The organism is Streptomyces sp. ISL-96, from assembly GCF_018614035.1.
GTDB lineage: Bacteria > Actinomycetota > Actinomycetes > Streptomycetales > Streptomycetaceae > Streptomyces.
On the sequence record NZ_JAGGPA010000006.1, the window covers coordinates 91,605 to 113,740 of the forward strand.

At 69.4% G+C, this 22,136-nt stretch carries 21 protein-coding genes and 1 pseudogene; 6 read left to right on the forward strand and 16 right to left on the reverse strand.

Annotated features, from left to right (window positions below; genetic code table 11):
• Positions 1 to 37: 37 nt before the first annotated feature.
• Positions 38 to 274, forward strand: a complete 237-nt coding sequence (locus J7E96_RS04390; RefSeq protein ID WP_215127620.1) for a MarR family transcriptional regulator — start codon at positions 38 to 40, stop codon at positions 272 to 274.
• A gap of 32 nt (positions 275 to 306) precedes the next feature.
• Positions 307 to 540, forward strand: coding sequence for a hypothetical protein (locus J7E96_RS04395; RefSeq protein ID WP_215127622.1), 234 nt, complete (start codon positions 307 to 309; stop codon positions 538 to 540).
• A gap of 321 nt (positions 541 to 861) precedes the next feature.
• Here the strand turns inward: J7E96_RS04395 and J7E96_RS04400 are convergent, their stop codons facing one another.
• From J7E96_RS04400 to J7E96_RS04410, 3 genes are all read right to left on the reverse strand, one after another.
• Positions 862 to 1,479 carry a hypothetical protein gene (locus J7E96_RS04400; protein ID WP_215127906.1) on the reverse strand — a complete coding sequence of 206 codons (618 nt, stop codon included), beginning with the start codon at positions 1,477 to 1,479 and terminating at the stop codon, positions 862 to 864.
• Positions 1,480 to 1,563: 84 nt separating this feature from the next.
• Positions 1,564 to 3,096 carry a CATRA conflict system CASPASE/TPR repeat-associated protein gene (locus J7E96_RS04405; RefSeq protein WP_215127624.1) on the reverse strand — a complete coding sequence of 511 codons (1,533 nt, stop codon included), beginning with the start codon at positions 3,094 to 3,096 and terminating at the stop codon, positions 1,564 to 1,566.
• Positions 3,086 to 3,415, reverse strand: a complete 330-nt coding sequence (locus J7E96_RS04410; protein WP_215127626.1) for a CATRA system-associated protein — start codon at positions 3,413 to 3,415, stop codon at positions 3,086 to 3,088. The genes J7E96_RS04405 and J7E96_RS04410 overlap by 11 nt, the downstream gene beginning before the upstream one ends.
• A gap of 71 nt (positions 3,416 to 3,486) precedes the next feature.
• On the opposite strand from J7E96_RS04410, the gene J7E96_RS04415 reads away from it, so the two are divergent.
• Positions 3,487 to 7,386 carry a CHAT domain-containing protein gene (locus J7E96_RS04415; protein ID WP_215127628.1) on the forward strand — a complete coding sequence of 1,300 codons (3,900 nt, stop codon included), beginning with the start codon at positions 3,487 to 3,489 and terminating at the stop codon, positions 7,384 to 7,386.
• Positions 7,387 to 7,708: 322 nt separating this feature from the next.
• On the opposite strand, the gene J7E96_RS04420 is transcribed toward J7E96_RS04415, so the two are convergent.
• The 9 genes from J7E96_RS04420 to J7E96_RS04460 form a co-directional block, all read right to left on the reverse strand.
• Entirely contained in the window at positions 7,709 to 8,113 is a 405-nt protein-coding gene (locus tag J7E96_RS04420) for a hypothetical protein (RefSeq protein ID WP_215127629.1), read from the reverse strand.
• Between the two features lie 108 nt (positions 8,114 to 8,221).
• A complete protein-coding gene (locus J7E96_RS04425) occupies positions 8,222 to 9,985 on the reverse strand; it encodes a relaxase/mobilization nuclease domain-containing protein (protein WP_215127631.1) in 1,764 nt (587 codons plus the stop codon).
• Entirely contained in the window at positions 9,985 to 10,650 is a 666-nt protein-coding gene (locus J7E96_RS38385; protein WP_215127633.1) for a MobC family plasmid mobilization relaxosome protein, read from the reverse strand. The genes J7E96_RS04425 and J7E96_RS38385 overlap by 1 nt, the downstream gene beginning before the upstream one ends.
• Complete coding sequence (locus J7E96_RS04435) at positions 10,647 to 10,871, reverse strand: hypothetical protein (RefSeq protein WP_215127636.1); 225 nt, start codon at positions 10,869 to 10,871, stop codon at positions 10,647 to 10,649. Before J7E96_RS04435 ends, J7E96_RS38385 begins: the two co-directional genes overlap by 4 nt.
• A gap of 102 nt (positions 10,872 to 10,973) precedes the next feature.
• Positions 10,974 to 12,038, reverse strand: a complete 1,065-nt coding sequence (locus J7E96_RS04440; RefSeq protein ID WP_215127637.1) for a DUF2637 domain-containing protein — start codon at positions 12,036 to 12,038, stop codon at positions 10,974 to 10,976.
• On the reverse strand, positions 12,035 to 12,601 hold the full coding sequence (locus J7E96_RS04445) for a WhiB family transcriptional regulator (protein WP_215127639.1): 567 nt from the start codon (positions 12,599 to 12,601) through the stop codon (positions 12,035 to 12,037). Before J7E96_RS04445 ends, J7E96_RS04440 begins: the two co-directional genes overlap by 4 nt.
• Positions 12,602 to 12,717: 116 nt before the next feature.
• Positions 12,718 to 13,422, reverse strand: a complete 705-nt coding sequence (locus tag J7E96_RS04450; protein ID WP_215127641.1) for an ATP-binding protein — start codon at positions 13,420 to 13,422, stop codon at positions 12,718 to 12,720.
• Positions 13,422 to 14,441, reverse strand: a complete 1,020-nt coding sequence (locus J7E96_RS04455) for a hypothetical protein (protein WP_215127643.1) — start codon at positions 14,439 to 14,441, stop codon at positions 13,422 to 13,424. The genes J7E96_RS04450 and J7E96_RS04455 overlap by 1 nt, the downstream gene beginning before the upstream one ends.
• A gap of 1 nt (position 14,442) precedes the next feature.
• Positions 14,443 to 14,769, reverse strand: a complete 327-nt coding sequence (locus tag J7E96_RS04460; protein WP_215127645.1) for a transcriptional regulator — start codon at positions 14,767 to 14,769, stop codon at positions 14,443 to 14,445.
• A gap of 348 nt (positions 14,770 to 15,117) precedes the next feature.
• On the opposite strand from J7E96_RS04460, the gene J7E96_RS04465 reads away from it, so the two are divergent.
• Entirely contained in the window at positions 15,118 to 16,014 is an 897-nt protein-coding gene (locus J7E96_RS04465) for a helix-turn-helix transcriptional regulator (protein WP_215127647.1), read from the forward strand.
• A gap of 55 nt (positions 16,015 to 16,069) precedes the next feature.
• Here the strand turns inward: J7E96_RS04465 and J7E96_RS04470 are convergent, their stop codons facing one another.
• The 3 genes from J7E96_RS04470 to J7E96_RS04480 are packed head-to-tail and all read right to left on the reverse strand — an operon-like array spanning position 16,070 to position 18,975.
• Positions 16,070 to 17,257, reverse strand: coding sequence for an amidohydrolase family protein (locus tag J7E96_RS04470; RefSeq protein ID WP_215127649.1), 1,188 nt, complete (start codon positions 17,255 to 17,257; stop codon positions 16,070 to 16,072).
• 23 nt (positions 17,258 to 17,280) lie between these two features.
• A complete protein-coding gene (locus J7E96_RS04475) occupies positions 17,281 to 18,396 on the reverse strand; it encodes an MAB_1171c family putative transporter (protein WP_215127651.1) in 1,116 nt (371 codons plus the stop codon).
• A gap of 3 nt (positions 18,397 to 18,399) precedes the next feature.
• Positions 18,400 to 18,975: a hypothetical protein gene (locus J7E96_RS04480; RefSeq protein ID WP_215127653.1), complete on the reverse strand. Its 576-nt coding sequence runs from the start codon at positions 18,973 to 18,975 to the stop codon at positions 18,400 to 18,402.
• A 679-nt stretch (positions 18,976 to 19,654) separates the two neighbouring features.
• On the opposite strand from J7E96_RS04480, the gene J7E96_RS04485 reads away from it, so the two are divergent.
• Together J7E96_RS04485 and J7E96_RS37085 are read left to right on the forward strand one after the other, a co-directional pair.
• Positions 19,655 to 20,095 carry a pyridoxamine 5'-phosphate oxidase family protein gene (locus J7E96_RS04485; protein WP_215127655.1) on the forward strand — a complete coding sequence of 147 codons (441 nt, stop codon included), beginning with the start codon at positions 19,655 to 19,657 and terminating at the stop codon, positions 20,093 to 20,095.
• A 248-nt stretch (positions 20,096 to 20,343) separates the two neighbouring features.
• Positions 20,344 to 20,605, forward strand: a pseudogene (locus J7E96_RS37085) (cytochrome P450); the annotation flags it as partial.
• A gap of 56 nt (positions 20,606 to 20,661) precedes the next feature.
• On the opposite strand, the gene tyrS reads toward J7E96_RS37085, so the two are convergent.
• Entirely contained in the window at positions 20,662 to 22,065 is a 1,404-nt protein-coding gene (gene tyrS / locus J7E96_RS04495; RefSeq protein ID WP_215127657.1) for a tyrosine--tRNA ligase, read from the reverse strand.
• Between the last annotated feature and the right edge of the window lie 71 nt (positions 22,066 to 22,136).

A 22,136-nucleotide genomic window follows, 5' to 3' on the forward strand; every position in this document is an offset into this window, starting at 1 on the left:
TTGCGTACGCTTATCACCGACGAACGAGGAGGACGCGATGGCCGACGACCAGCCGCTCTGGGGGTATCCGGAGGTCGCCGCCCACCTGGGCATCAGCATCCGAGCAGCCCGGAGCCGCAAGAGCCGGGGCAGCCTGCCGGAGCCCGACGACACCAGCGTGCCGGACAGGCCGCGTTGGAGGCCCGCCACCTTTCAGGACTGGAAGCCGGTCGGCCGGGGGTTCCGTAGCGACCTGCACGGCACCGCTCAGCACAGCGGCACCGCATCCGGCTGACCAGTGGTCGGTCCCGCCCGTAGGCTGCGGCCATGACGACCGACTCGCCGATGCCGTCCCCGCCGTTCCCCTCACCCGACAACGCCATGCTTCGGTTGGTCGTCGGCAACGCCATCGCATCGGTCCGCAGCGGTGAAGCCTCGGTGGAGGAGGCGATCCTCCACGCGGCCGTCCACGGCTGGTACGAGGGCCATATCCAAGGCGAGGACGAGTGCCCCGGCTGCGACTTCCGGGGCGAGCTGCCCAAGCACAGCAACCGCGGCTGAGCGCGGCTAGATTCCGGAGCTCGCAGCTCGACCAAGCGTTCGCGCGACTCGCCGCACCAGTGTGGGCCCGTCAAGGCCGACGACTTCGGGTTGTACGTCATGAAGTTGTCCACCTAGGGGCGCAGACCTGCGGTGATGCGGTTATCCCGGTGGCTGACCTGCGGTGATGACCTTTCGGCTGTTTCCCGCTCGTGCCCCGTGATGCAGCCAAGTCCCAGAAGGCCCCAAGGGAACTCCCACTGCCGACGGCCACTCTTTCGGCTCTATGCAGGGACAGAGGCCCACGGAGGTCATTGAGGCCGATGCGCGCTGCAGGACCGCTCAGTTCGGCTGCGGGGTCTTCACCGAGCCGTCCGGCTGGATGTGCAAGGTCGGCGAGCGCGACGCCTCCGAGAAGGAACCTCCGCTGGCCGCCACTTCGACTTGAGTCTGCACCGCGGCGTGGACGCGTGCCACGGAGCACCCCTTCACAGTCAGCCACATGGTCTTCCCGGCTTCCACCGTCGCGGTGACATCGCTGTCCGCGGCTCCGCACGGCACGAACTGCTGGGCGCGCACGTATCCGAGGCGCAACCGGAGAACTTGGGGTCCACCGGCGTTGCGGGCCATGACGCCGAACTGGACCGAGTCCCGAGTGACGCGTGCGCAGGGCGTCCACTCCACGGATCCCACGGCCTGCGGCCGGGTGGCGCAGTGGGTATCGGGGTCCGCCGACAGGGAGGCAGAGCCGGTGACCGCCCCTGGCCGACCGCTCACGGGCGTCTCGACGACCGGCCGTTCGGCGACGTCGGCGGGTCGATCACGGTCGTCGTCGAACCAGCCCTGAGCCCACGCGCCCACCAGGCCGGAGACGACGGCGGGAACCAGGAGGGCGAGTGCTTTGTACCACCACGCCGACCGCTGCGGGGCAGGCGGCTGCGGGGGAGGAGGTGAGGTCATGATGCGCCCGTTCTCGATCGGTCGAAAGGGTGGTTTCCCTGTGCGGCCTCCGTGACCTGCGCGCCCGGCGGACCGCAGGTGCCGTCAGGGCGACGACTTCCGTGTCAGTCGGCTGCCCACGACGGCCAGAAGGACCACACCGGTCAGCACGCTCAGCGCGGTGTGGCCGAGGAAGCTGCCCACCAGCCAGCCCGCCGCCGCGCCGGTCACCACCAGGGACCCGATCTCCAGGACGTCCGCGATCCGTCCGCCGGTCCCGCCCCGCCAGCGGCGTACAACCACCAGCGGAAGGACCAGCCCCAGCGAGCCGAGCAGGGCGATCAGTGGAGCGTGCAGACGGACCGGCACGGGGAGCTTGTACGCCAGCGCCTGGATGGCGGTCAGCGTGAGCAGGACGGAACCGATGACCGTGGTCTGGATGAGGGACAGGTACTGCTGATGGTTCTGCAGCCGCTGTGCGGCGGACTCCGTGGCGACCCGGGCGGCCTCGGCCATCTGCTCCTGGGCGATGCCCAGGTAGGTCACGTCGTCGTCGAGCACCGCGGCCAGCTTCACGCTCAGCTCCTCGTCGTTCTGGAGGACTGTCGGCCGGCCGTCAGCGCCCGACCCCAGGACGTGCAGCCCGGCGGACGCGACCTCCAGGGAGCGGGTCATGTTGCGCAGGCCACGCATCATCGTGCTCGCCAGCCGCTCCTCGGCAAGAGCCTGCTGGGCCTGCTTGGCGATGCTCTCCCAGCGCGCGAGGGCCCGGCGGCCGGTGGCGGGCTGCGTTGCCGAACTCGCCATCAGCTCCTGCCACTTCGTGGTCAGTTCCTCGCCTCTCCGCCTCAGCCGGTCGATGCGTTCGCTCACTGCGTCGGCGCTGTCGCGGCGCAACCGGTAGTTCTCGCGGATGAGGGCGGCGCCGATGAGATAGCGCGTCAGAGGCACGAGGCCCTCGTGCTCGGCGTACCAGCTCCAGTCGTCCAGGAAGCCTTCCTGCTGGTCGGTCGCCAGGGTGGTGAGGAGGAAGTCGCGGCGCACGGAGAGGGCCTCTCCCGGTCGGGTGATCTCCCACAGCGTCAGCCCGTCCTCCGTCTCGACCGGGCGGGAGAGTCGGGACTGCGGCGACAGCTCCCGACGGAGTCGCTCTCCCACGAGTGCGTGGTCTGGGGGCGAGCTGCCGTCGAGAATCCCGAGCGAGCGGTAGATGCGGACCGCTCCAATGAGCGAGGCGTCGGTGTCGCCGGCCGCCGACGCCGCTCGCGCACGGGCCTCTTCCCAGATGCGTTCGAGCGCGCGCAGCACCTGTGCACTCTCCTCGGCGGTGCGGCCCGGCCCCTCCTCCGCCGCCAGCATGACGGTGAGTACGACCACGTCGTGCAGCCGGTAGAGCATCGCCTGCATGGACCCGGTGGCGTCGGCCCGTTGCCGCAAGGACAGGAAACCGACCCCGTTCCTCAGGTCGGCGGGAAGGGACAGTTCACCGCCTGGCTGGAGCGCGGTGCCCATGCCGGCCTGCGCACACGTCTCCCAGAGGAGTTCCAACAGGGGGCCCGCCGTGTCACCGAACCGCTGGGACGCGAAGAAGTAGTGCAGTTGCAGCGCCTCACGCGCGAGGCGCGGTTCACTGCTCATCCTGGTCCTCGGTGCGCTCCCTCTTACGCTCGTCCTGCCCCAGCTTGTCCTCGATGAGCGCCTTCCGCTCAAGGATTTGCTCGGACGGCCCGGTCGTGCCGCCCGTCAGCTTCCTGGGCGTGCGCTCCACCTTCACGATGTCCTCAAGCCGGAAGAGCGCCCTCCGGAACCCGTCGTGGTCGCTCCGGTCCAGCGACGCGGACATGGCGGCCAGTGCGTCCTCCACCCGTTCCCACCCGTCCGGCGTGAGCCGGCTGCGGCCCGCAGCCTCCAGCATGTCCTCAGCCACCTGACGCAGACCGCTCAACTCAGCGTGCACACCGCCCCCTTGCTACTCTCCGAACGCTGCACCCAGATTAGGGGATCCGACGAGGTGGCGACGGGGGGCGGATGAGCCGCACGATCGGTTGGAACGGTTTCGGACGGTTCCTGGGACGGCTGCTGTTCGTCAGGGACGCGAACCTCGTCGCGTCAGGCATGGGCCACTACGCCCACGAGAACCTGCGGGCCTGGTACGATAACCCCGGCGACGTGCAGGCCCTTCAGAACGCCATCTCCTTCTATCGGACCGCCCTGAAGAACACCACGCCCGACCACCCGCAACGAGCCGCCCTGGAAGAGCAACTGGGTGCCTGCGAGGGTTTCTACTGGATCGCGACCGGCATCCTGGAGGCCCTGCACCAGTCGATCGACCTCATGGCGGCGTCCGCGGCCCGCACGCCTCCGGCCGACGCCAAGAACTGGATCGGCCGTCGCTGGATGCTGATGCTCCTGCACATCCTGCGCTACGGCACGACCAAGGATGCCTCCGACGCCCGGCTCTCCGAGGACTGTCACCGGTCGCTGGCACCGATGCTTGACGCATCGCACGGGCAGCCCTGGGTGCCTGACCAGCGCGCGGTGGTGTGCCTCACCGCAGCCCAGCTCGCCGCGCTACGGGGGGACGAGACGGCGGGGGCCTCCTGGCTGGGGCAGGCCCGGCAGGCCTTCGGCGGTTCCCTGGTCCCGACCGCGGGCCCGGGGGTCGAGACCTGGTCCCTCCTTCTCCTGCGACGCGTCCGCTTCCTGCAGGAACGCTACGAGAGCACTCATGACCACCAGCTCTGCCAGGAGGCGGTCGCCCTGTGCTCCTGCGGCATCGGCGCGTTCGGTGAACGGCCGGGCGATCCAGCGCTGTTCGAGCTGCGCGGTCGTCTTCTCTTCACCCGCTACCGGCTCGTCGGACAGCGGCAGGACGCTCAAGGCGCCCGCCTCGACTGCGAGGCCGCCCTGCGCCTCGCCGACCCCGGCCAGGGGCAACGGCGCGCCGACGTGCAGTGGCGTCTGGCCATGCTGCTCCTGCTGACCTCCCAGCACGAGCAGCTCGCGCCCGTGGACATCGCCCTGGCCCACCGCCTCGCCACCGAATCCCTGGCCGCAGTCACACCCGGTTCGGCGGATCACGCGGCGCACGTGCGTCTGCTGGCCGACGTCCGCTACCAGTTCCCGTCCGAGGCCGGCATCGCGTACATGCGGGAGACGGCGGCGCTGTATGAGCGGGCTCTCGCCGAACTGGCCGGCAGCGATCACGCCTGGCTCATTCACAACCGGCTCGCCCTGCTCAACGGAGACTTCTACCGGGCCATCGGAGACCCGGAGCAGCTGTCGACCGGAATCGGCCACGCGGAACAGGCCGTACGTCTCTGCCCGCCGCGCGAAGCCCCGCAACAGCTCCCGGTTGCGCACTCCGTGCTCGGCGACCTGCTTCGACTGCGGTACGAACGCTCCGGTGACCGGCGGGACTACGAGCGGGCACGGGAGCACACGGGCCAGGGCGTCGCCCTCGCGCAGTTTCCCGGGACCGCGCCCCAGTGGGCGCAACGCCTCTCCAACCACGCGCTGGTTCTCGCCCTCCCGGGCCGCCCCGAGGACTACCGCGCCGCAGAGCGGCTGCTGCGCGACGCCCTCGACAGTGAGGGCCTCCTTCCACAGGACAAGCCCGTCCTGCACCACAACCTCGGGACGATCCTGCGGCAGGCCGCCGAGGTCACGCATGACCGCGAGCAGCTCCGGCACGGTGTCGGGCACCTGAAGCTGGCGGTGGCCACCACAACGGCGAACGACGTCCTCGGCAGACTCGCTCGCCGCAACCTGGCCGTGGCCCTGCACTCCTGGTGGCTGCTCGACGAGGATCCCGCTCTGCTCGACGAGGCACTGGAAGTGGCCGAGGCCGCACTTGAGGAGGCTCCCGCCGAAGCACCGGACCACCCCCTGCTGCTGTCCGATCTGGGCGGCTGCCTGATCAGCCGCGGTGTCCACCACGCCGAGCAGAACGACGTGGAGCGCGGGCGCCGCGACGTGGAGCGTGCGGTGGAGGTGCTGCGACAGGCCTTGCGCTCGCTGCCGTCCGGGTACACCACCCGTCCGGCCATCGAAAACCAGTACGGTGAAGCCCTGAAAGCCCTCGGACAGCTCACCGGTGACCGGCGAGGCAGGGAGGAGGCGCTGGCCGTCCACCGCCAGACCGTGAACTCGCTGGACGCGGACAACCCGTCCTGGGCACTGTCCGCGCTGCTCCTCGCCACCACGCTCGTCAGCGTCGAGGCACCGTCGGCCGAGGAAGTGAGCGAGGCCGCGAGCCTGTGCCTGCGGGCCGCCCGGCATCCGTCGGCGACTCCGACGACCCGATGGAACGCGGCTGTCAAGGGCGCCGATCTCCTGGCTGGCCGGGGCGACTGGACGATGGCTCTCGACGCGTGCACCGCCGCCATCGCCGTTCTGCCGCGGCTGGCCTGGGGCGGGCTCGCCTTTGACGACCGACTGCACGCCCTGAGCGACACCTCGCAAATGGTCTCCGACGCGGCCGCCATCGCCCTGCACGCCGGTGAGTCCGAAAGGGCGCTGGAGATCCTCGAACACGGCCGCGGTCAACTGCTCTCCCATGCCCTGGACATGCGCGCCGACCTGGAGACCGTACGTTGCCAGGACCTTCGGCTGGCAACCGAACTGGAGCTGCTCCGCAACGACCAGGACACAGCCCGGAGCGGCGAACCCGAGCATGTGGGAACGGACCGGAGGCAGCGGCAGCACCACTGGGACCATCTCGTCCAGCAGGTGCGGCATCTCCCGGGATTGGCCGACTTCCTCAAGCCCCTCCCGTACCGCGACCTCCTCTCCGCCGCGCAGGACGGCCCAGTCATCGTCCTCAACTCCAGCCCCATCCGCTCGGACGCGCTGGTCCTCCATGACAACGCCCTCACGGTCGTCCCGCTGCCCGGGTTCCGGCACAGCAAGGCGGTGCTCCGCGCCCAGGCCCTGTCACGGCTGGTGCACCCGCTTAAGGAAGGGGACGACGCGGACGAAGAGCAGCACATCGAGCTGCGCACGTATCTGATCGACCTGCTGGACTGGCTGTGGACGACGATCGCGGAGCCCGTGCTGCGGGTCCTCCCCTCCACCCCGCACACGGACGAGAACGCACTGCCGCCCCGCATCTGGTGGTGCCCCACCGGCGTGTTCAACCACCTCCCGGTCCATGCGGCCACCCGGATCCAGGACCCGTTCGACCCGTACAGCCTGGCCGGCGACAGCCTCACCGACCGTTTCGTCTCCAGTCACACCCCGACGCTGCGTGCCCTCAAGGCCGCCCGGGAGGCCGATCGGGCCGTGTCCGGGGCGAAGCCTTCGATGCTGCTCGTCGGCGTGGGCAGGACTCCGCCTGGAACGGACCTGGCCGAACTGGACCACGTCGACGCCGAGATCGACGCCGTCGCGCGACTGTTCCCGGCAGCCGAGCCGCTGCGCGACGAGGAGGCGCTCCGGGCAACCGTCCTGCAACGGCTCAGGTCCGGCGGGTGGTTCCACTTCGCTGGCCACGGTGAACAGCACCCCGAGGAACCCGACGGCCTGCTCTACCTGTGGGACCACCACCTGAGCAACTCTCTGCGCATGCGGGACATCGCCGGTCTCCGCCTCGACCGGGCCGAACTCGCGTTCCTCTCGGCCTGCCAGACCCACCTGGCCCCGCGGGCCCATTCCGACGAACCCGTCAGCCTCGCCGGGGCGCTGCAACTCGCTGGCTTCCGGCACGTCGTCGCCGCCCAGTGGCAGCTGGACAGCTACAGGGCTCGGCACGTCGCCACGCGCTTCTACGAGAAGCTGCTGGACAGCTCCGGTGCCCGCAGCCCGGCGGACGCTGTCCCGACGGCCCGCGACGCGGCATACGCCCTGCACGCGGCGGTACGGGAGCGCCGCCGCGACCGCCCGGAAGCCGTCGAGGTGTGGGCGGCGTATGTGCACCTCGGCCCGTGATCGGGGCGCGGCGGCATCATGAAGACGGGGATCAGATGTCCCGGAAGAGACCAGCGAGGCCCGCGACCTGCGGCTAGGGGGCGGGTTCGCAGGTTGCTCTTTCGGCTGTTTCACACTCGTGGCCGTTGATGCAGCCGGAAGTCCCAGGGAACTCCCACTACCGACAGCCATTCTTTCGACTCTGTACAGAGCGTGCGGGTGCTCCGGCACCCTGACTGACCAGAGGTGTCCGCGTGGAGTGGCGGACACCCTAACTGGGCGGCCAGTGCGCAGCCAAACCGTTCAGCAGACTTCAGGCCCAGCACCACGCAACCCCCGCGCGCTAATCCAGATAAATGCCGGCGAAGGCGCCGTCGAAGCCGAGCGCGATCAGGCCCTGCTCGACGCTGGGGTAGGTAGTTCCGTCCGGAATGGCGATCATGGCGTCGAAGTCGGCGCGGCTGATCTCGGGCTCGAGCCACTGGTTGCTGCAGCGGCAGCGGACCCAGACGTTGCGGCCATGGTTGATGAGCAGCCAGTCACGCCGGGCGCGGCAGGCCGAGCACATCACGGGGATCCCGCGCAGGGACAACTGCGGTGGGTGGCTGAGGCAGCGCGTCGCGCCGGATCCACTGGGAGGCTGCGTCTCGAACTGGAGCTGCAGCAGGGGGTCGCTTCCGGCGGGGACGGCGGGCAGGACGGGGGTCGGCTCTACGTGGTGGTCGGTCGTTCTGAGCACGAGCGTCATCTCCCGGTCGAGGGCCTTCTCTGTTCATCCGTAACAGCCGGTGGAGCCGGTTGTCCAGAGGTTTCGCGCAGTCCCGCAGGCCGGGTGGCAGGCCTGCCGGACTGCTGGTCAGCGGCGCGGCGGGCGGTTGCGCGGGTCCAGTGCGGCGGGTCGGGTCGCTGCCGGAGGTGCGGTCCGGGTGCCGGTTCGGTTGGGCGTCGGCTTGGTTCGGCCGGTGCCGGCCTGCGGGGGGCGTGCGGCCTCGCCCGGGTGCGTGGGGAGCTGGGCGAGTCGGCGCAGTCGCCAGACCAGGACGTCGTTCACGTCCTCGGCGGTGTCGAGTTCGCGCATCTCGATGGCCTCCTGCAGCAGGGCCCTGGGGTCGTGGCCTGCCTGCTCGGCCTGGGCAAGTGTGGCGGCGAGGGCGTCGGTATTCGTCTCGGCGTCGGCACGAAGACTGCTCTCGGGAAGGGCTGCGCGGATGGTGGTCTCGTACGTGCGGCGCTCGGCTTCGGGCAGGGCGCGGCCGTGGTCCCGCAGGGCCTGCATGGGTGCGGCGGCGGCCTGGCGGTAGGCGGCGCGCAGGTGCTCGGCGGTCTGACGGGAGGCTTCGGCCTGTTGGGCGTGACCGCGTGCGGAGTGCCAGCGTGCTGCGGCCAACGCCACCAGGACCAGGGTGGAGACGAGCATGGCGGTGGTGCCGCCGTCCTCTCCTCGGCCGAGCGCGCTGCCAGCCTGGATGATGCCTCGGGCCGCCGAGCGGATCGCCCGGGTGTCGGCGCGTTCGGCCCGGACGTGGCTGCGGGTGGCGCGTTCGAAGGAGCGAGCGGCGGCACCAAGTTCGGCGCGGGTGGCGGCCGGAGAGGTCTGGGCAACCGCGTCCAGGAGTTCGCCGACTCCGACGAGTTGGGCTGCGGCATCGTCGTCGTCGCTGTCCAGGCGGATCGCGGCGCGCTCGGCGATCCCGGTCGCGGTGCGTCGCCCCCGTGCGGGCGGCGACCAGTCCGACCGGCCGGTGTCGGCTTCCGGCATCGTGACCGCGTCGGCGGTTCCGTCAGCAAGGCGGCGCTGGATCTTCGGATAGGAAAGGTCGGGGGCCAGGGTCGAGCCCGCGAACCAGACCGGTTCGCGGTCGCGGTTGCGGTCGCCGGGCAGTGCGACGGTGTAGCCGAGGACGTCCCCGGACGGGGCGTGCCGCAGCTTGACGCGCAGGCCCGCCTCGCGAAGGCGGGTGAAGAACTCGGCTTCGCTTGCGGCTCCGGCGACGGCCTGGCGGACGGCTTCGCGCAGTGTCTCGCGCGGTGTCTCGGGTCGGCCGGTGCGCTCGGCTTTGAAGCGCTCGGCGCTGGTGGGGGTCTTGGCTCCGGTGCCGTCGCCGGGCTTGAGCTGGCGCAGCTCCATCTCCTGTTCGATTCGGCGGCATTCGGCCTGGGCCTTCTTGAAGTCGTAGTTCATACTCGGGCGGCGCAGGTCGCCCCGGACCATCGTGGCCAGGATGTGGATGTGGTCCTCCGCGTGGCGCACCGCGACCCAGCGGCACCCGTCCGGATCGCCCTCGGGGGCGAGGTTGACGGCGTGGACCAGGCGACGGGCCACGGTGTTCCACTCCTCGTCGGTCAGGGTGCGGTCGCCGGGGTCGGTACGCACCGAGCAGTGCCAGACGTGCTCGGCCTTGGTGCCGGCCTGCTTGACCCGCAGGTCCAAGGCTCCGGCGAGCCGGGCCAGCGTGACCTTGGGATCGGGATCGGGGCTGGTATCGCGGCCGGGGTCGGGGGCGAAGCCGTCCCAACTGCCGACGAGGTGGGGGTCGGTGTGCTCGTCGCGTTTGCCGGGGCCGTACAGGTAGACGAGCAGGCCATGGGTGCGTGAGCCACGTCGGATCTTGGGGACCATCAGAGTCGCCTCTTCACCAGGGTGTCGGCCGCGTCGTCTATACGGGCCAAGAGGCGGGTCAAGGCCGTGAGGGCGTGGTCGAGTTCGCCGGGGCGGGGCTGCCCTCCGGCGTTGAAGACGAAGGCGATCTGGTTGATGTTGTTGCCGATGCGGGAGATGGCGGTGCGCAGGGCGGCCAGCTCGTCGATGGCGGCGTCGAGCTGTTCGTTGGTGTGCGCGGTGGTCGAACCGCGGGCGACGGCGAGGCCGGCGGCAGCGAGGAAACGGGCGACGGTGACGGCGCGCTGCTTGGCGGCGGCGGTGATCTCGGTCTTCTCGGTGTCGGACAGGCGCGTGGTCGTCTTGTGGGTGCGCTGGCTCGGGTTGCGGGTGCGTCGGCGCGGCTTGCGGTCGGGGAACGCAGGTTGGCTGGGGCTCTGCTGCTCGCGCGGGGCGCGATCGTCTGCTTCTCCCCCTGCGACCGGCGCCTCCTGGTGCCGGAAGTCTGGCTGGTCCCCGAGCGCCCTCGCTCGGGGACCAGCCAGACTTCCCCCGCCCCCCTGGGCGGGGGCAAGTGCATACGACGGGCCGTAGGACCGTCGTATGCGACAACTTGCTCCGCCAGGAGCGGTCGTGGGGTCACGCTGCTGTCCGGACGTGGTGGCCCTCGGGTCGCTGGCGGTCACCGGCTCGTCTCCGGGTTCTGCTGACGGATTTCGCGGAGGAGTTCCTCGATCCAGTCCATGGCCAGGACCGGGTGGTGCAGGGTCCACGGTCGGCTGTGTCGGGTTCGCTGCACGGTCCAGGTGTTGTCCGGGCCGGATCGTGCGCGGTGGAGGTGGCCCCGCTCGTGCAGGACGGTCAGCCAGGAGTCGACCTCGGTGGGTGTGGCCGGGTGTGTGCGCATGACGGTGCTCTCCGGTTCGCTTCGGAAGGTTGTGGTGCGCGTGTCCGGGGGCGGGTGACCGGCCGAGGTGCCCGGCGCGGTCACCCGCTTCGTGCTGTCCGGTCAGTTCCGGGCGGAGGTGACCGGCTGTCCGTGCTGCTCGCGGAGCTGGACCATCAGGGCGGTCAGCGTGTCGCTGGACAGCGGGATTTGCTGACCCCGGATCGCCTGGGCGACCACCTTGCGGGTCAGTTTGTCCTCGGCCCTGACCGCTGACCGGGCGATCTCCAGCAGCTCCTCGGTGTCCGGGTCCGGCCGCTGGTCACCGGTTGTCCGGGTGTCCGGGTCACTGACCGCCGGCGGAGTGACCGTCCGGTCAGTGACCGGCGCGAGGCTGTCCTGGTGACCGGTGACCGGCTCGGTGCCGGCCGGGCGCTCAGTGACCGATGGTGCCGTGTCCGACTGTCCGGGCAGGTCAGCGGCCTCGTGCGGCGACTCGTGGTGACCGGTGACCGGGCTGCTGCTGTCCGCCGCGGCACTGTCCCCGGTCAGTGACCGAGGACTTGGGGTCTGCTTGTCCAGGGACAGTCGCGGCCGGTCGGTCAGGGCAGTGACCGGCTGACCGGCACCGACCTGACCGACCTGCGGCTGCGGCTGACCGGGCCGGTCAGTCCGGGTGTCGGGTCGGTCGGCCTGACCGAGGTGATCGGCCTGTCCGAGGTCATCGCGGTCACTTCCGTCACGGTCGTTGACTGGCCCCCGGGCGATGAGGATGTAGAGGTGGACCGCTCCGGCCAGCGCGAGCGGGGCAATGGTGGACAGCACCGCGACCACCGTGTCCCCGAGCCGCAGTCCGGTGGCCGAGGCGTTCTCCTCGTTGAGCCTGACGGCGTGCAGGGCGTTGGCCCAGATGCTGGCGGCGGTGGCCGTGCCGAAGAGCGTCCAGACGTAGAGCCGGGCGCGCAGGGGTGCGTCGCGCAGAACCAGGAGGGCCCGGATGCCGTAGGCGATGAACCCGTCGATCACCAGGGGGAAGAGGTAGGTCAGGAAACCGCGGACGTGGATGGCGACGGCCATCTGCTGGAGTGCGTCGTAGCTGAGGGCGCATCCCGCGCCGCCCAGGGCGATGACGACGGCACGGTCCCAGCCGGTGATGTGCGCCGCCTTGGGCGCGCTCGCGGTGCTCACGCCGCCGTCCCGAAGTCGTCGCGGCCCAGACGCTCGCCGCCGGTCTCGGGGGGCGGGGTGGTCTTCGTGCTCTGGTCCAGGTCTCGGTTGCGCAGGGCCCGGCCGGTCTCGCGGTACAGCTTCTGGGCGTGCTCCTCGGTGATCTTCAGGAGCCAGGCCAGGCGCTGTTCGGACAGGCCGTGACGGTAGGCGGCGTGGACGACCGCGCGGCGCTCGGTCTTGGTGAGGTGGACGTCGCGCCCGGCGATGGTGGCGTTGACGCGGCTGTAGTCCAGGCGGTTGGCGAGCTTCTCGTGCAGCGGTCCGCGCTCCTCCTCGGTCATGCCGCCCCGGATGCCGTGGGTGTCGCCGCTTTCGAGGGCGGCGTCCAGGCAGGTGCGGCGGACCGGGCACGGGCCGCACAGCGACTTCGCGACGGTGATCTTGTCGGTCTCGTCGGGCTCCGGGAAGAAGATTTCGGGGTCCACCGGGTTGTACTCGGTGCTCTGGCAGACGGCCTGGTCCTGCCAGGTCTGGTCGCCGAGCGACCGGTGGCGGGCAGGGCTGATCGTCGTGGCGGTCATGCGGGTTGCTCCGATCGCTCTCCGCGCGCAGGGGCGTCGGCGGAGGGGTGCGCTGGGTCGGGAGGTGCAGGGGCGGCGCGCTGGGGGCGCGGCCCGGCATGGCGGTCTGCGGCAGGTCAGGCTGCGGCGCGATGGCGTCTGCGGTCGACCGGCTCGAACTCGACCCGGGTGGTCATCTGCGCGAGCCTGCTGGTGACGCGGTCGCCGAGGTAGGCCCGGAGGTCCTTGATCGCCAGGTTGGTGGTGATCAGGGTCGGGAGCATGTGGTTGTACCGGCGGTTGATCAGCCGGTACGTCACTTCCTCGACCCACTCGGACGCCTTGGCCGCACCGAGGTCGTCGATGATCAGCAGCGGGCAGCGGCTGACGGCCGCCAGTTCCCGCTCGCTGTCTGCCCCGGGCCGGGGGCGCAGGTCGGCGTACAGGTCGGCGGCGGTGGTCGCGCGCCAGCGCACCCCGACTCCGCTCTGCACCAGTCTCCGGACCGCGCCGTACGCCTGGTGGGTCTTGCCCGCGCCGACAACCCCGGCCATCAGCAGGCTGGGGCCGGTGGTGACCTGCCGCCGGGCTCCCAGGCTGGGGGCGACGGCGGCCTCGGCGACGTCCCGGGCCCAGGCCAGGACCTGGGGGTGGTCGGCGACTGCGGCCTGGTAGCGCGGGGGCATCCCCGCCGACAGGGCGTCCAGCGGGGAGAACGGCTCGGGCTCGTCGACCAGTTCGGCGACGGCGGCCGGGTCGATGTTGCGAGCGGCCAGGATCCGGGCCATCCGGTCCAGGGTGCCCTCGCCGAGGGTCTGCGGTTCGCGGTTGCGGGTGCGCATCACAGCTCCTCGGCGTAGGCGGCGGCAGCGTTGGCCGGGTTGGTCCACGCCTGGTGAGCGGGCACGTTAGGCCGGATTCCCGGCCGCGCCAAACCGCCGGAGCGTGCGTTCATGGCCTCGTTGACCATGCTGGTCAGCACGCTCGGGTGCTTGGGGTTGACTGCGAAGTTCTGCAGCCCGGCCCGGATGTGCTCCGGGGCGATCCCCTCGCCCAGGAGCTTCTTGGTGATCCGCCCGAGGTGTCCGATCACGTCGCTGGGCGGGCGCTCGTCGCAGGCAGCGATGTACTCGCCGACGAGCTGGTTGGCCGAGACGGTGGCTGCGGGCGCTGTGCGCCCCGTAGGGAAAGAAGATCCAGGATCCAAGATCCTAGATCCAGGCGCCGAGCCCTCTCCGAGGCTTCGGGGAAGGTTCGGAGAATCCTCGGCGAATGTGCCCTGACCTGCACTTTTCATATCCGCGCGGCTAGGGGTGCCGGCCATGCCGTCGAAGGCGTCCTGCTGGGCGGCGGGAGCCTCGCCTGCGTGGCCACGAGGCGTCGCGGCGGGCTGCGCGGGCAGATCGAGGGCTCGGGGAGCGTTCGGCGAAGCCTCGGCGAACCCTCGGGGAGGGGTGGGCGACTCCTCGGCCCGCTTGGTGCAGGTCCCCTTGCAGGGGCCGCACCGGTCGGCACCGTGGTGCTGCGAGCAGGAGGGCAGGCGGGACTGGCTCGGCTTGTCGATCTTCTGGTGCTCGGACCAGGTCACGATGTGGAGGTAGCGGCGGCCGTCGCAGCCGGTGTACCGGCAGATCAGGCCGGCGTTCGCGAGTTGGTGGAGGTCGTCTTCGACGTGGACCGAGGTGTGCTCGGCGCGCAGGGGCCAGAGCAGCCCGGCGATGATCGCGGCGTTGTCGCGGTGGCGGCCGTGGTCGTCGGCCTGAGTGAGCAGACCGAAGAAGGTCCGCTCGGCCTCGACGCTCACTTCGGCGAGCGACTCGGAGACGAATGCCTCCGGCTTGATGGTTCGTATCCGCGCCATGTCAGCGGCCCCGACCGGCGGCGATCAAGTCGCTGCGGGTGAGGGTCGCGTCGGCGAGGTCGAAGGTGTGCGGCCGTGTCCAGTCCGCCTCCGGCCAGACCCTCAGGATCCAGCGGGCTGCGACCCTGGCGGTCGTCCGGCCCAGCTCCATGGTCTCCCCGGCCTCGTCCTTGACGATGGCGTGCGGGTGGGGCCACGCCTGCTTCGGGTCGTTGAGGCTGACCCGGATGGTGGCCGCGCCCGGAATCATGTCGGCGAGCTGGGCGGCGAGGCGGTGCTGGCGGGCCGTGTCCGGGCAGGCCGGGGTTCCGCTCGGCATGGCGAGCATGCGATACTCCGTTGTTCGTTAGGAGTGCGGTGCGGCGGTTCTCGTGCAAAAGCCCCGCCGCCCGCGAGATGTGAATTGCGCCCCTCGGGGTGCCGGCCCGGCGCTTGGGAGTTGGTAGCTCCCGGGCGCCGGTTTTCGTTGCCTGGTCGCGTCACGGACCGTTCGCTTGCATCGCCCCGTCTCCTCCCTGGTCTGTCTCCGACCGACGTTCTCCTCGGCAGGCGCACGGCCTGACTGCCGAAGGCGGGGATGCGAATCCCCGCGTTTTTCGGTAGCCTGAAGCTATCTTGGTTCACAGGAAAGGTCAACGGCCCGATGTTTCTTCGGTTCACACAAAGATGAGGTCTCATGCCAGCTCGACGCTTCGATAGGACTCGTGTGCGCTCGGTACGTCGAGCCGCCGAGATCTCGCAGTCCGACGTGGCATCTGCCCTCGGTGCTGCGGATTCGACAGTGGCAGGGTGGGAGCTGGGCTCATCTGTGCCGGATCAGGAAAAGTTGCCCGCCCTCGCCGGGGTGCTCAACCAGCCGTTGGACGTCCTGTTCCCTCGTGACGGCTTGCCCGACCTCACTGACCTACGGTGCGACGCCGGCCTCTATCGGTACGAGATGGCAGCGGTCATCGGTACCAAGAGCGACGGTCCAGTGGCCGGTGCGGAGAACGGCATCCGGCGCCTCAAGGACAGGTACCTCCCTGACCTGGCGGAGGCGTATCGCGTCACCGTGGACGAGGTGAAGCGAGCGCAGGAACGGTCAATGGCGAAGGCTCGGGGCGAAGAGGTGGAGGGTGAGGCTGCCGCCATCGCGGCGGTCGAGGAGCCGCCCCGAACGCTGGCTGAGAAGATCACCCTCGTCCTGGAGCGCTCGTACCCGTCGGGGGCGATGCCGGGGGACGGAGAGATCGCGGTGGCCGTGAACGCTTACGCGGGGTCGCAGGTCACCACTGCCGAGAAGGTGAAGGCCCTTCGTACGGGCACCGACGAAGCCGAGGCCCCTGCTCCGGTCGTCCTGGAAGGTCTCGCCCAATTCTTCGGCGTCACGCGCCTGTACTTCGAGCCGGACGACGCTGTCGCCCGGCAGGTCTACGAAGGACTTCGCCTGATGTCGGCCGCCAAGAGCGGGAAGGTGGGCCGAGTCCGGGCCCGCGGTCTTGGCGCGGAGGGTCTGTCGGCCGACGTCCTCTCGATCCTGAACGATCTCGCGACCGAGTTCGAGAAGAAGGCCGACCCCGACGCCAACGAATAGTGCCCTGTTCCCAGGACTCAGGGAGTCGCGGGAACAGGGCGCTGAACAGCTACTTCTACTCGGCTGCTGCGTTGGGCTCGTGGCGCAGGCCGGAGGCGAACACAGCCCGGACGTTCTTCAACGCGTCGAGGTCCGCGAGCGGGTCTCCGTCGACCAGGAGGAGGTCCGCGCGGTAGCCGGGAGCGATCTGCCCCGTTGTGGAGCCCAGCCCCAGCGCCGTGGCCGCTTCGGACGTCGCCATGTCGAGGATCGAAGCGTTCGCCAGGCCCAGGTGGGAGTAGAACGATAGGGCCGGGACCAAGCCGTCGAAGCCCGCGCGCTGCACTCCCGCGTCCGTTCCGGCCACCAGGCGTACGCCCGCGTCAGCCATCCGCCGCACTAGGTCGAACATTGCGGCGGCGCGCTCCTCGCCGAAGATGCGGGGGAGCATCTGCCAGTGCGGGCTGACCGCCGGGCAGACGGTAATTCCCCGGTCGATGATCTGCTGCACCACGTCCGGCCGGAAGTCGAGGCCACCGTCTGTCATCCATGTGCAGTGCTCGATCGTGTCCACACCAGCCTCCACAGCCGCGGTGATGCCGTCGGCACCGTGCGCGTGGGCCGCGACGGGGATCCCTGCCTTATGGGCTTCGTCCACCAGGGCGGTCAGTTCCTCTGCGGTGAACTGGGACTGGTGGCTCTTAGGGCCGTCCTTCGTCAGGCCGCCGCCGGTGACCATGGCCTTGATGACCCCGGCCCCCGCTGCGAGGTTGCGGCGGACGAGGTCGCGGATCTCGGCTTCACCGGAGACCTCGCCGCCGAGGAAGTGGCAGTGCCCGCCCACGGTGGTCGCGGGCGTGCCCGCGGACACGATCCTCGGACCCGGCGTACGACGATCGTTGATCTCCGCAGCCAAACGAAGCGCCAGACCACTTCGGTCACCGAGGTCACGGGCCGTGGTGACGCCACTGAGCAGGAGCTGTTCCGCACGACGGCGCATGTCCTCGAACAGGGCCTCATCCGTCGAGCCCTGGAGGGTGGTAACCGGATCAGGGCCACCGTCGAAGGCGAGGTGGACGTGCGCGTCGATCAGCCCCGGCAGAACGGTTCCGTCGAATGCGAAGTGTGGAACGTCGGCGCCGGCCTGCTGCACGATCTGTTCGCGCGGCCCGACAGCGGTGATCGAGTCGCCCTCGATGAGAACAGTGCCGTCCTCCAGGTAGGTCCCCGAGTCGACAAGCACTCGTCCACCGGTGATCAGCATCTTGTCTCCTTGATCATCACGAGTCATGCGGCATCACGCAGCGCGTCGGACACCGCAATCAGTTGTTTCACATCCGACTGCCGGTCGCTTCCCAGAGCCATGGCGAGGGGGACCGCTCCGCGGGGTGCAGGGACGCCCTCCCCGATCCGGGCCGAGGCTCGGCGGAGCCGGGTAGCCAGCTCGGCCGAGTCGATACCGCGGACCGCGCTGTGGTCGTCCTCATCGAGCAAGTAGGGGCTGATGTCCACCAGGCCGTCGCGGCACTCCACGATGCGGCGGTGGTAGCGCCGGTGCACGCCGCGGGCCCGCCAGCGATCCAGCGCAGCCGGGGACGCCGGCCTCAGCACGTTCTCGGGATACGCCTCCGCCAGCAGTTCCCACAGCGGGGCAAGCCGACGATGATCACGCCGGTGCCGGAGCCAGAGCCGCAGGGAAGAGATTCGGGCTCGCGCACCGGAGTACGTGATACCCGCTGCGAACAGCAGGATGGACGCCACCAGGAGGAAGGCCACGGCCGCCATAAGGGGATGCGGCACGTCCACGTCGGCCCAGCGAACGGCGACGATGACGGCGCGGATCGCGCAGGCCACGGCCATCGCTCCCAGGCCGACGGCGGTCATCCAGAGCCCGGTGGAGTGCGGGCGCCGGGACATGCGCGCGTAGCGGCGAGTCCACCGATACGCCATGCCGAGGGCATACATGAGGTAGAGACCGGCCCCGCCGTAAAAGAAGGCGATCTGCGGAATCGTCATGTCGGCCGTACTGAAGCTGCCGGCGAAGACCTCGTGCGGCACCGACTCCGCAGCCACGGTAATCGCGACCGCGACGACCCCGACGACGACGGCTTCCCTGCGTGCCCGCCTGCGCCCCGCTTCTTCGTCAGCGGCGGAGTAGAGGTAGAAGCACATGAGGAAGTAGACCGTCAGAAGCAACAGCACGTTCTGGATCAGCTTCGCCGTCCCGTGGCCGGCGACCGTGTCGACGCCGGACGCACCGCCGGGCATAGCCACCGGGTACGACAACGCAGCGCAGAACAGACAGAGGGTGACAGAACGCAGAGGCGCGTCATTAGGGGATCGCTTCAGCTGGTAGAGCTTCCAGGCGAGAGCGGCCACGAGCCCCAGGAGTAGCAGTTCCACGGGTTACAGCCATCCTCGCCGGTCACCGAGAGCCGCCTCTACGCGCCGAAGCGAGGGGTCATCCGACAGCGGAGTGGAGCCGTCCAGCAGGGACGACCACTCCAGGATGATCGTGGCCACAAGCTCGACAGAGCACTCTTCCCCGTTGTCGTACGAGCACCGGCGCGCGACGCGCTTGATCGTCTCGGGGTCGAAGACCGGCAGCATGGTGGCCCAGCCCTCGACGAAGACAGCCGTCTCCTCCTCGGAGTCGACCGTGGAGACCTCTTCCGTCTGCTCGACTTCGGTCTTCTCTGCGGCCTCTTCGTTCTCCGCGACGAGGATGTGACCCACCTCGTGGAGAACGATGTGATCTTGATGCAGGCGGGTTGTCTCCTGCTGGAACAGGATCACGTCGTAGCCCTCGTACTCGACCCACATCCCCGAGGGCCCCGGCTTCGGCAGCGGAGCCTCCCGCAGGTACAGGGGGCGCCCCCGCCGTCGGCTGAGCGCCTGGCAGAGTTCTTCGACGTCGAGCGGGGGAGCAATCCCGAGGTCTTGCAGCTCACGCCGAATCAGACGGTGCAGATCCCGCTCCACGGTCCGGTTCGCGGCTGTGCGCCAGCGCCCGAGGCGCCCACGGCTGGCTCCGCCTTGTACAGGAACCGACGGCTCCGCCGCGTCTCGACCACTCTTCTCTGACCACACTAAGTAATCCCTTCAACCGGCAGGTGATGGCTCCCCCGAGCCGGGGCGACATCGCGCCCGTGTCGATGACGTCCGGTTCCCGACGCCGGAAACGACCGCAGTCGGACATGCCCGCGTGCCCCACCAAGCCCGTCAAGGGGCCCGAATGCCTGGCCTCCAGATCGCCTCACCCAATACGGATGTCACATACGCGAACACGCAATGAGACGCCCGGCGAGCTGCCTCAATGGAGCCTCCGGGAACCTCTTTGGACATTACGTGACGGTTCAGAGGGGGCATGGCCTGAAAAACATGATCAATCCGTGCAGCCCGCAAGTAACTCCACCCGGCCAAAATGATCTAAATCGGCCATTGGCATGCCAAGCCTTGCCTCTGAACTGCCCTTTTATGCTCTGGCGTGGACGCTTCAAGTTCTCGACTTCAACATCTAGTCCGTTACGAATCCGAGATGTTCATGGTTGAAAGATGCTCGACATGCGGACTCGAATCGGGCAAATCGCCTGTTCAGGACGGGTGTGGTCGTGGTCACTTCAGGGCAGTTCGGGCAACTAGCTCCATTACGCTTCCAGTCATGTCGAACGCGATATCGAGTCAAGCCGATAACTACCGCGAGTTTTGGGACGAGTACCATCTGTGCACATTGACCAAGCTGCGGCCTGACGGCCGCCCGCACGTTGTGCCCGTCGGTGTAACCGTCGACGCCGCTACTGGAGTGGCCCGAATTATCACCCGCAAATCCAGTCGGAAGGTCGCCAACATCCTTGCGGGCGGTAGTACGGCCCGAGTCGCGGTGTGCCAGGTCGACGGGGGCCGGTGGGCCACACTCGAAGGCGTGGCGGAAGTCTGCACGGACGCCGCAGCGGTCGAGGACGCCATTGCGCGCTACGGAGAGCGATACGGGCGCACGCCGGCCCCAGACCCTGCGCGGGTAGTCATCCGGATCTCGATAGAGAGGGCGATGGGGCAAATCCCCGCCCAGCGGTCCCGGGCGGCCTCAAGTGCTGCGGCGTAGAAACAGAAACGAAGCCGCCGCTGATTTGGTGAGTGATCGATCCGAGTCTCGTAGCGCGTCCGCCACCGATACCAGCAGGTTGCTGGGAGTTACGCTTCTGCGTACTGGGCGAGGAGACCGTCGGCTCGCGCGAGGTCTTCTGGTGTGTCCACCGCTACGCCGTCGTCCGCGACAGGAACCATCGGCGTGGCCGTGTTCGACGAAGCGCAGCATCTCCACTCCCTCGGCGCGCTCCAGGGGCCCCTGCTGGAGCCGCCAACCGCGCCCCAGAGCGGTTCCCATCGCCCGGACCTGCTCGACTTGGACCGAGACGCCGCTGCTCATCTCAGCTTCGGCCACGGCATCCACCGCTGTGTCGGCGCTCCCCTGGCCAAGGCCGAGGCGGAGATCGCCCTGCGGGCGATCCTGGCCCGCTTCCCCGGGATCCGGCTTGCCGAACCACCTGACCAACTGGACTGGCGCCGGACCCGGCTGGTCCGCGGTCTGGCGTCGCTGCCCGTCTTGACGTAATCGCTCGGTTCGAGCGGCGCCGACCCACAAAGGTGAGCCGACGCCATAACTCAATCTCAGGCCTCGATGCGGGCGACCTTACGACCCACCTTGAGGTAGAGCTCGGCGCCGTCGAGTGCCCCGACCTCGCTCACGACCGCGCTGAGCGTCTGCTGGACGGAAGCCTCCGTGAGCTGCGTGCTCTGCTGCTCTCCGTCGGATTCGCGGATGAGGCGGAGGCCGTTCTGCTGGGCCACACGGCGCACGGCGGAGATGCTGGGAGCGAAGTCCAGCGTGCGGCTGATCAGCGCCCCGAGCGTGTCCTCGGCGTGGTCCTTCAGGGAGACGGCGGGGAGGTTCTGGGTGTCCCCGAAGGAGCGCTTGGAGAAGCGCGCCGTGAACTCCGCGCGGGCGGCGGCAGCGGCGTCCAGGCCGTGGAGAGCGGCCACCACTTCGCCGGCGAGGATCCGCTTGATCGCCATCGGGTGCGCGGTCCCCTCCTCCAGGCGCTTGGTGACCACGCGGATCTCGTCGTCCGTCCACTCGGTGAGCAGCTGGAGGTACGGCTCGGTGAGGTGGTCGGGGATGGACATCAGCCGGCCGTAGACGTCATCCGGCGACGCAGTCAGCCCCACGTAGTTGCCCTTGCTCTTGCTCATCTTGGTGCCCGTGCCGTCGGTGCCCTCGATGAGCGGGGTGGTGATGACGACCTCGGGGGTCTGGTCCGAGATCTCCATGACCTTGCGGCACATCTGGAGGTTCAGCAGCTGGTCCACGCCGCCAAGCTCGACGTCGGCGTTGATGGCCACCGAGTCCCACGCCATGACGACGGAGTAGACGAACTCGGCGACGGACAGTCCGTGGCCCTCGGCGAGTCGGGTGCGAAAGTCCTCGCGCTGGAGCGACATGGAGACCGGTACCCGGGCGAGGACCCCGACGAGCTCCGGCAGGGTGACCTTGTTCAGCCACTCACCGTTGAAGCGCAGGTCGGCACGCTCGAAGTCGATGAACGGCGTGACCTGCTGCTGGTAGCCGCTCAGGTTGCGGGTGATGTCCTCGTCGGTGAGGGCGGGCCGATCCGAGGAGCGGCCTGACGGGTCGCCGATCTTGGCCGTGACGTCGCCGATGATGAACACGACGTGGTGGCCCATCCGCTGGAACCGGCTGGCGATGATGATCGGCACCGCATGGCCGAGGTGGACGTCGGGCGAAGTCGGGTCGATGCCGTACTTGACGACGAACGGCCGTCCCGCCGCCTGCGCGGCCTCCATCTTCTCGGCGAGCACGGCGGCCGAGGGGATCAGGTTGAGCGTGCGCCCCTCGACCAGGGCGGCCTGCTCCTGGGGGGAGAGGTCGGAGAGGTCGAGGGAGCGCCTTGCTGTTGTCTCGCCGAGGAGCTGCGTGACCGTATAGTCCGCGCCCAGGTCCGCTCCATCGAGGATGTGCATGACACGGGTGACGGACTCACTCAAACGGCTCATGGCGCGTATACGCTCCTGCGTCGGACAACTGGCCTGACCAGTATGGGATTGGAAGCGGCGATTTTATCATC

What these genes read in the sequence shown, in the direction of transcription:
- J7E96_RS04390 (WP_215127620.1), top strand. Translation starts at nt 38, where the DNA reads ATGGCCGACGACCAGCCGCTCTGGGGGTATCCGGAGGTCGCCGCCCAC.
- J7E96_RS04395 (WP_215127622.1), top strand. Translation starts at nt 307, where the DNA reads ATGACGACCGACTCGCCGATGCCGTCCCCGCCGTTCCCCTCACCCGAC.
- J7E96_RS04400 (WP_215127906.1), bottom strand. Translation starts at nt 1,479, where the DNA reads ATGACCTCACCTCCTCCCCCGCAGCCGCCTGCCCCGCAGCGGTCGGCG.
- J7E96_RS04405 (WP_215127624.1), bottom strand. Translation starts at nt 3,096, where the DNA reads ATGAGCAGTGAACCGCGCCTCGCGCGTGAGGCGCTGCAACTGCACTAC.
- J7E96_RS04415 (WP_215127628.1), top strand. Translation starts at nt 3,487, where the DNA reads ATGAGCCGCACGATCGGTTGGAACGGTTTCGGACGGTTCCTGGGACGG.
- J7E96_RS04420 (WP_215127629.1), bottom strand. Translation starts at nt 8,113, where the DNA reads ATGACGCTCGTGCTCAGAACGACCGACCACCACGTAGAGCCGACCCCC.
- J7E96_RS04425 (WP_215127631.1), bottom strand. Translation starts at nt 9,985, where the DNA reads ATGGTCCCCAAGATCCGACGTGGCTCACGCACCCATGGCCTGCTCGTC.
- J7E96_RS04435 (WP_215127636.1), bottom strand. Translation starts at nt 10,871, where the DNA reads ATGCGCACACACCCGGCCACACCCACCGAGGTCGACTCCTGGCTGACC.
- J7E96_RS04445 (WP_215127639.1), bottom strand. Translation starts at nt 12,601, where the DNA reads ATGACCGCCACGACGATCAGCCCTGCCCGCCACCGGTCGCTCGGCGAC.
- J7E96_RS04450 (WP_215127641.1), bottom strand. Translation starts at nt 13,422, where the DNA reads ATGCGCACCCGCAACCGCGAACCGCAGACCCTCGGCGAGGGCACCCTG.
- J7E96_RS04455 (WP_215127643.1), bottom strand. Translation starts at nt 14,441, where the DNA reads ATGGCGCGGATACGAACCATCAAGCCGGAGGCATTCGTCTCCGAGTCG.
- J7E96_RS04460 (WP_215127645.1), bottom strand. Translation starts at nt 14,769, where the DNA reads ATGCTCGCCATGCCGAGCGGAACCCCGGCCTGCCCGGACACGGCCCGC.
- J7E96_RS04465 (WP_215127647.1), top strand. Translation starts at nt 15,118, where the DNA reads ATGCCAGCTCGACGCTTCGATAGGACTCGTGTGCGCTCGGTACGTCGA.
- J7E96_RS04470 (WP_215127649.1), bottom strand. Translation starts at nt 17,257, where the DNA reads ATGCTGATCACCGGTGGACGAGTGCTTGTCGACTCGGGGACCTACCTG.
- J7E96_RS04485 (WP_215127655.1), top strand. Translation starts at nt 19,655, where the DNA reads ATGTCGAACGCGATATCGAGTCAAGCCGATAACTACCGCGAGTTTTGG.
- tyrS (WP_215127657.1), bottom strand. Translation starts at nt 22,065, where the DNA reads ATGAGCCGTTTGAGTGAGTCCGTCACCCGTGTCATGCACATCCTCGAT.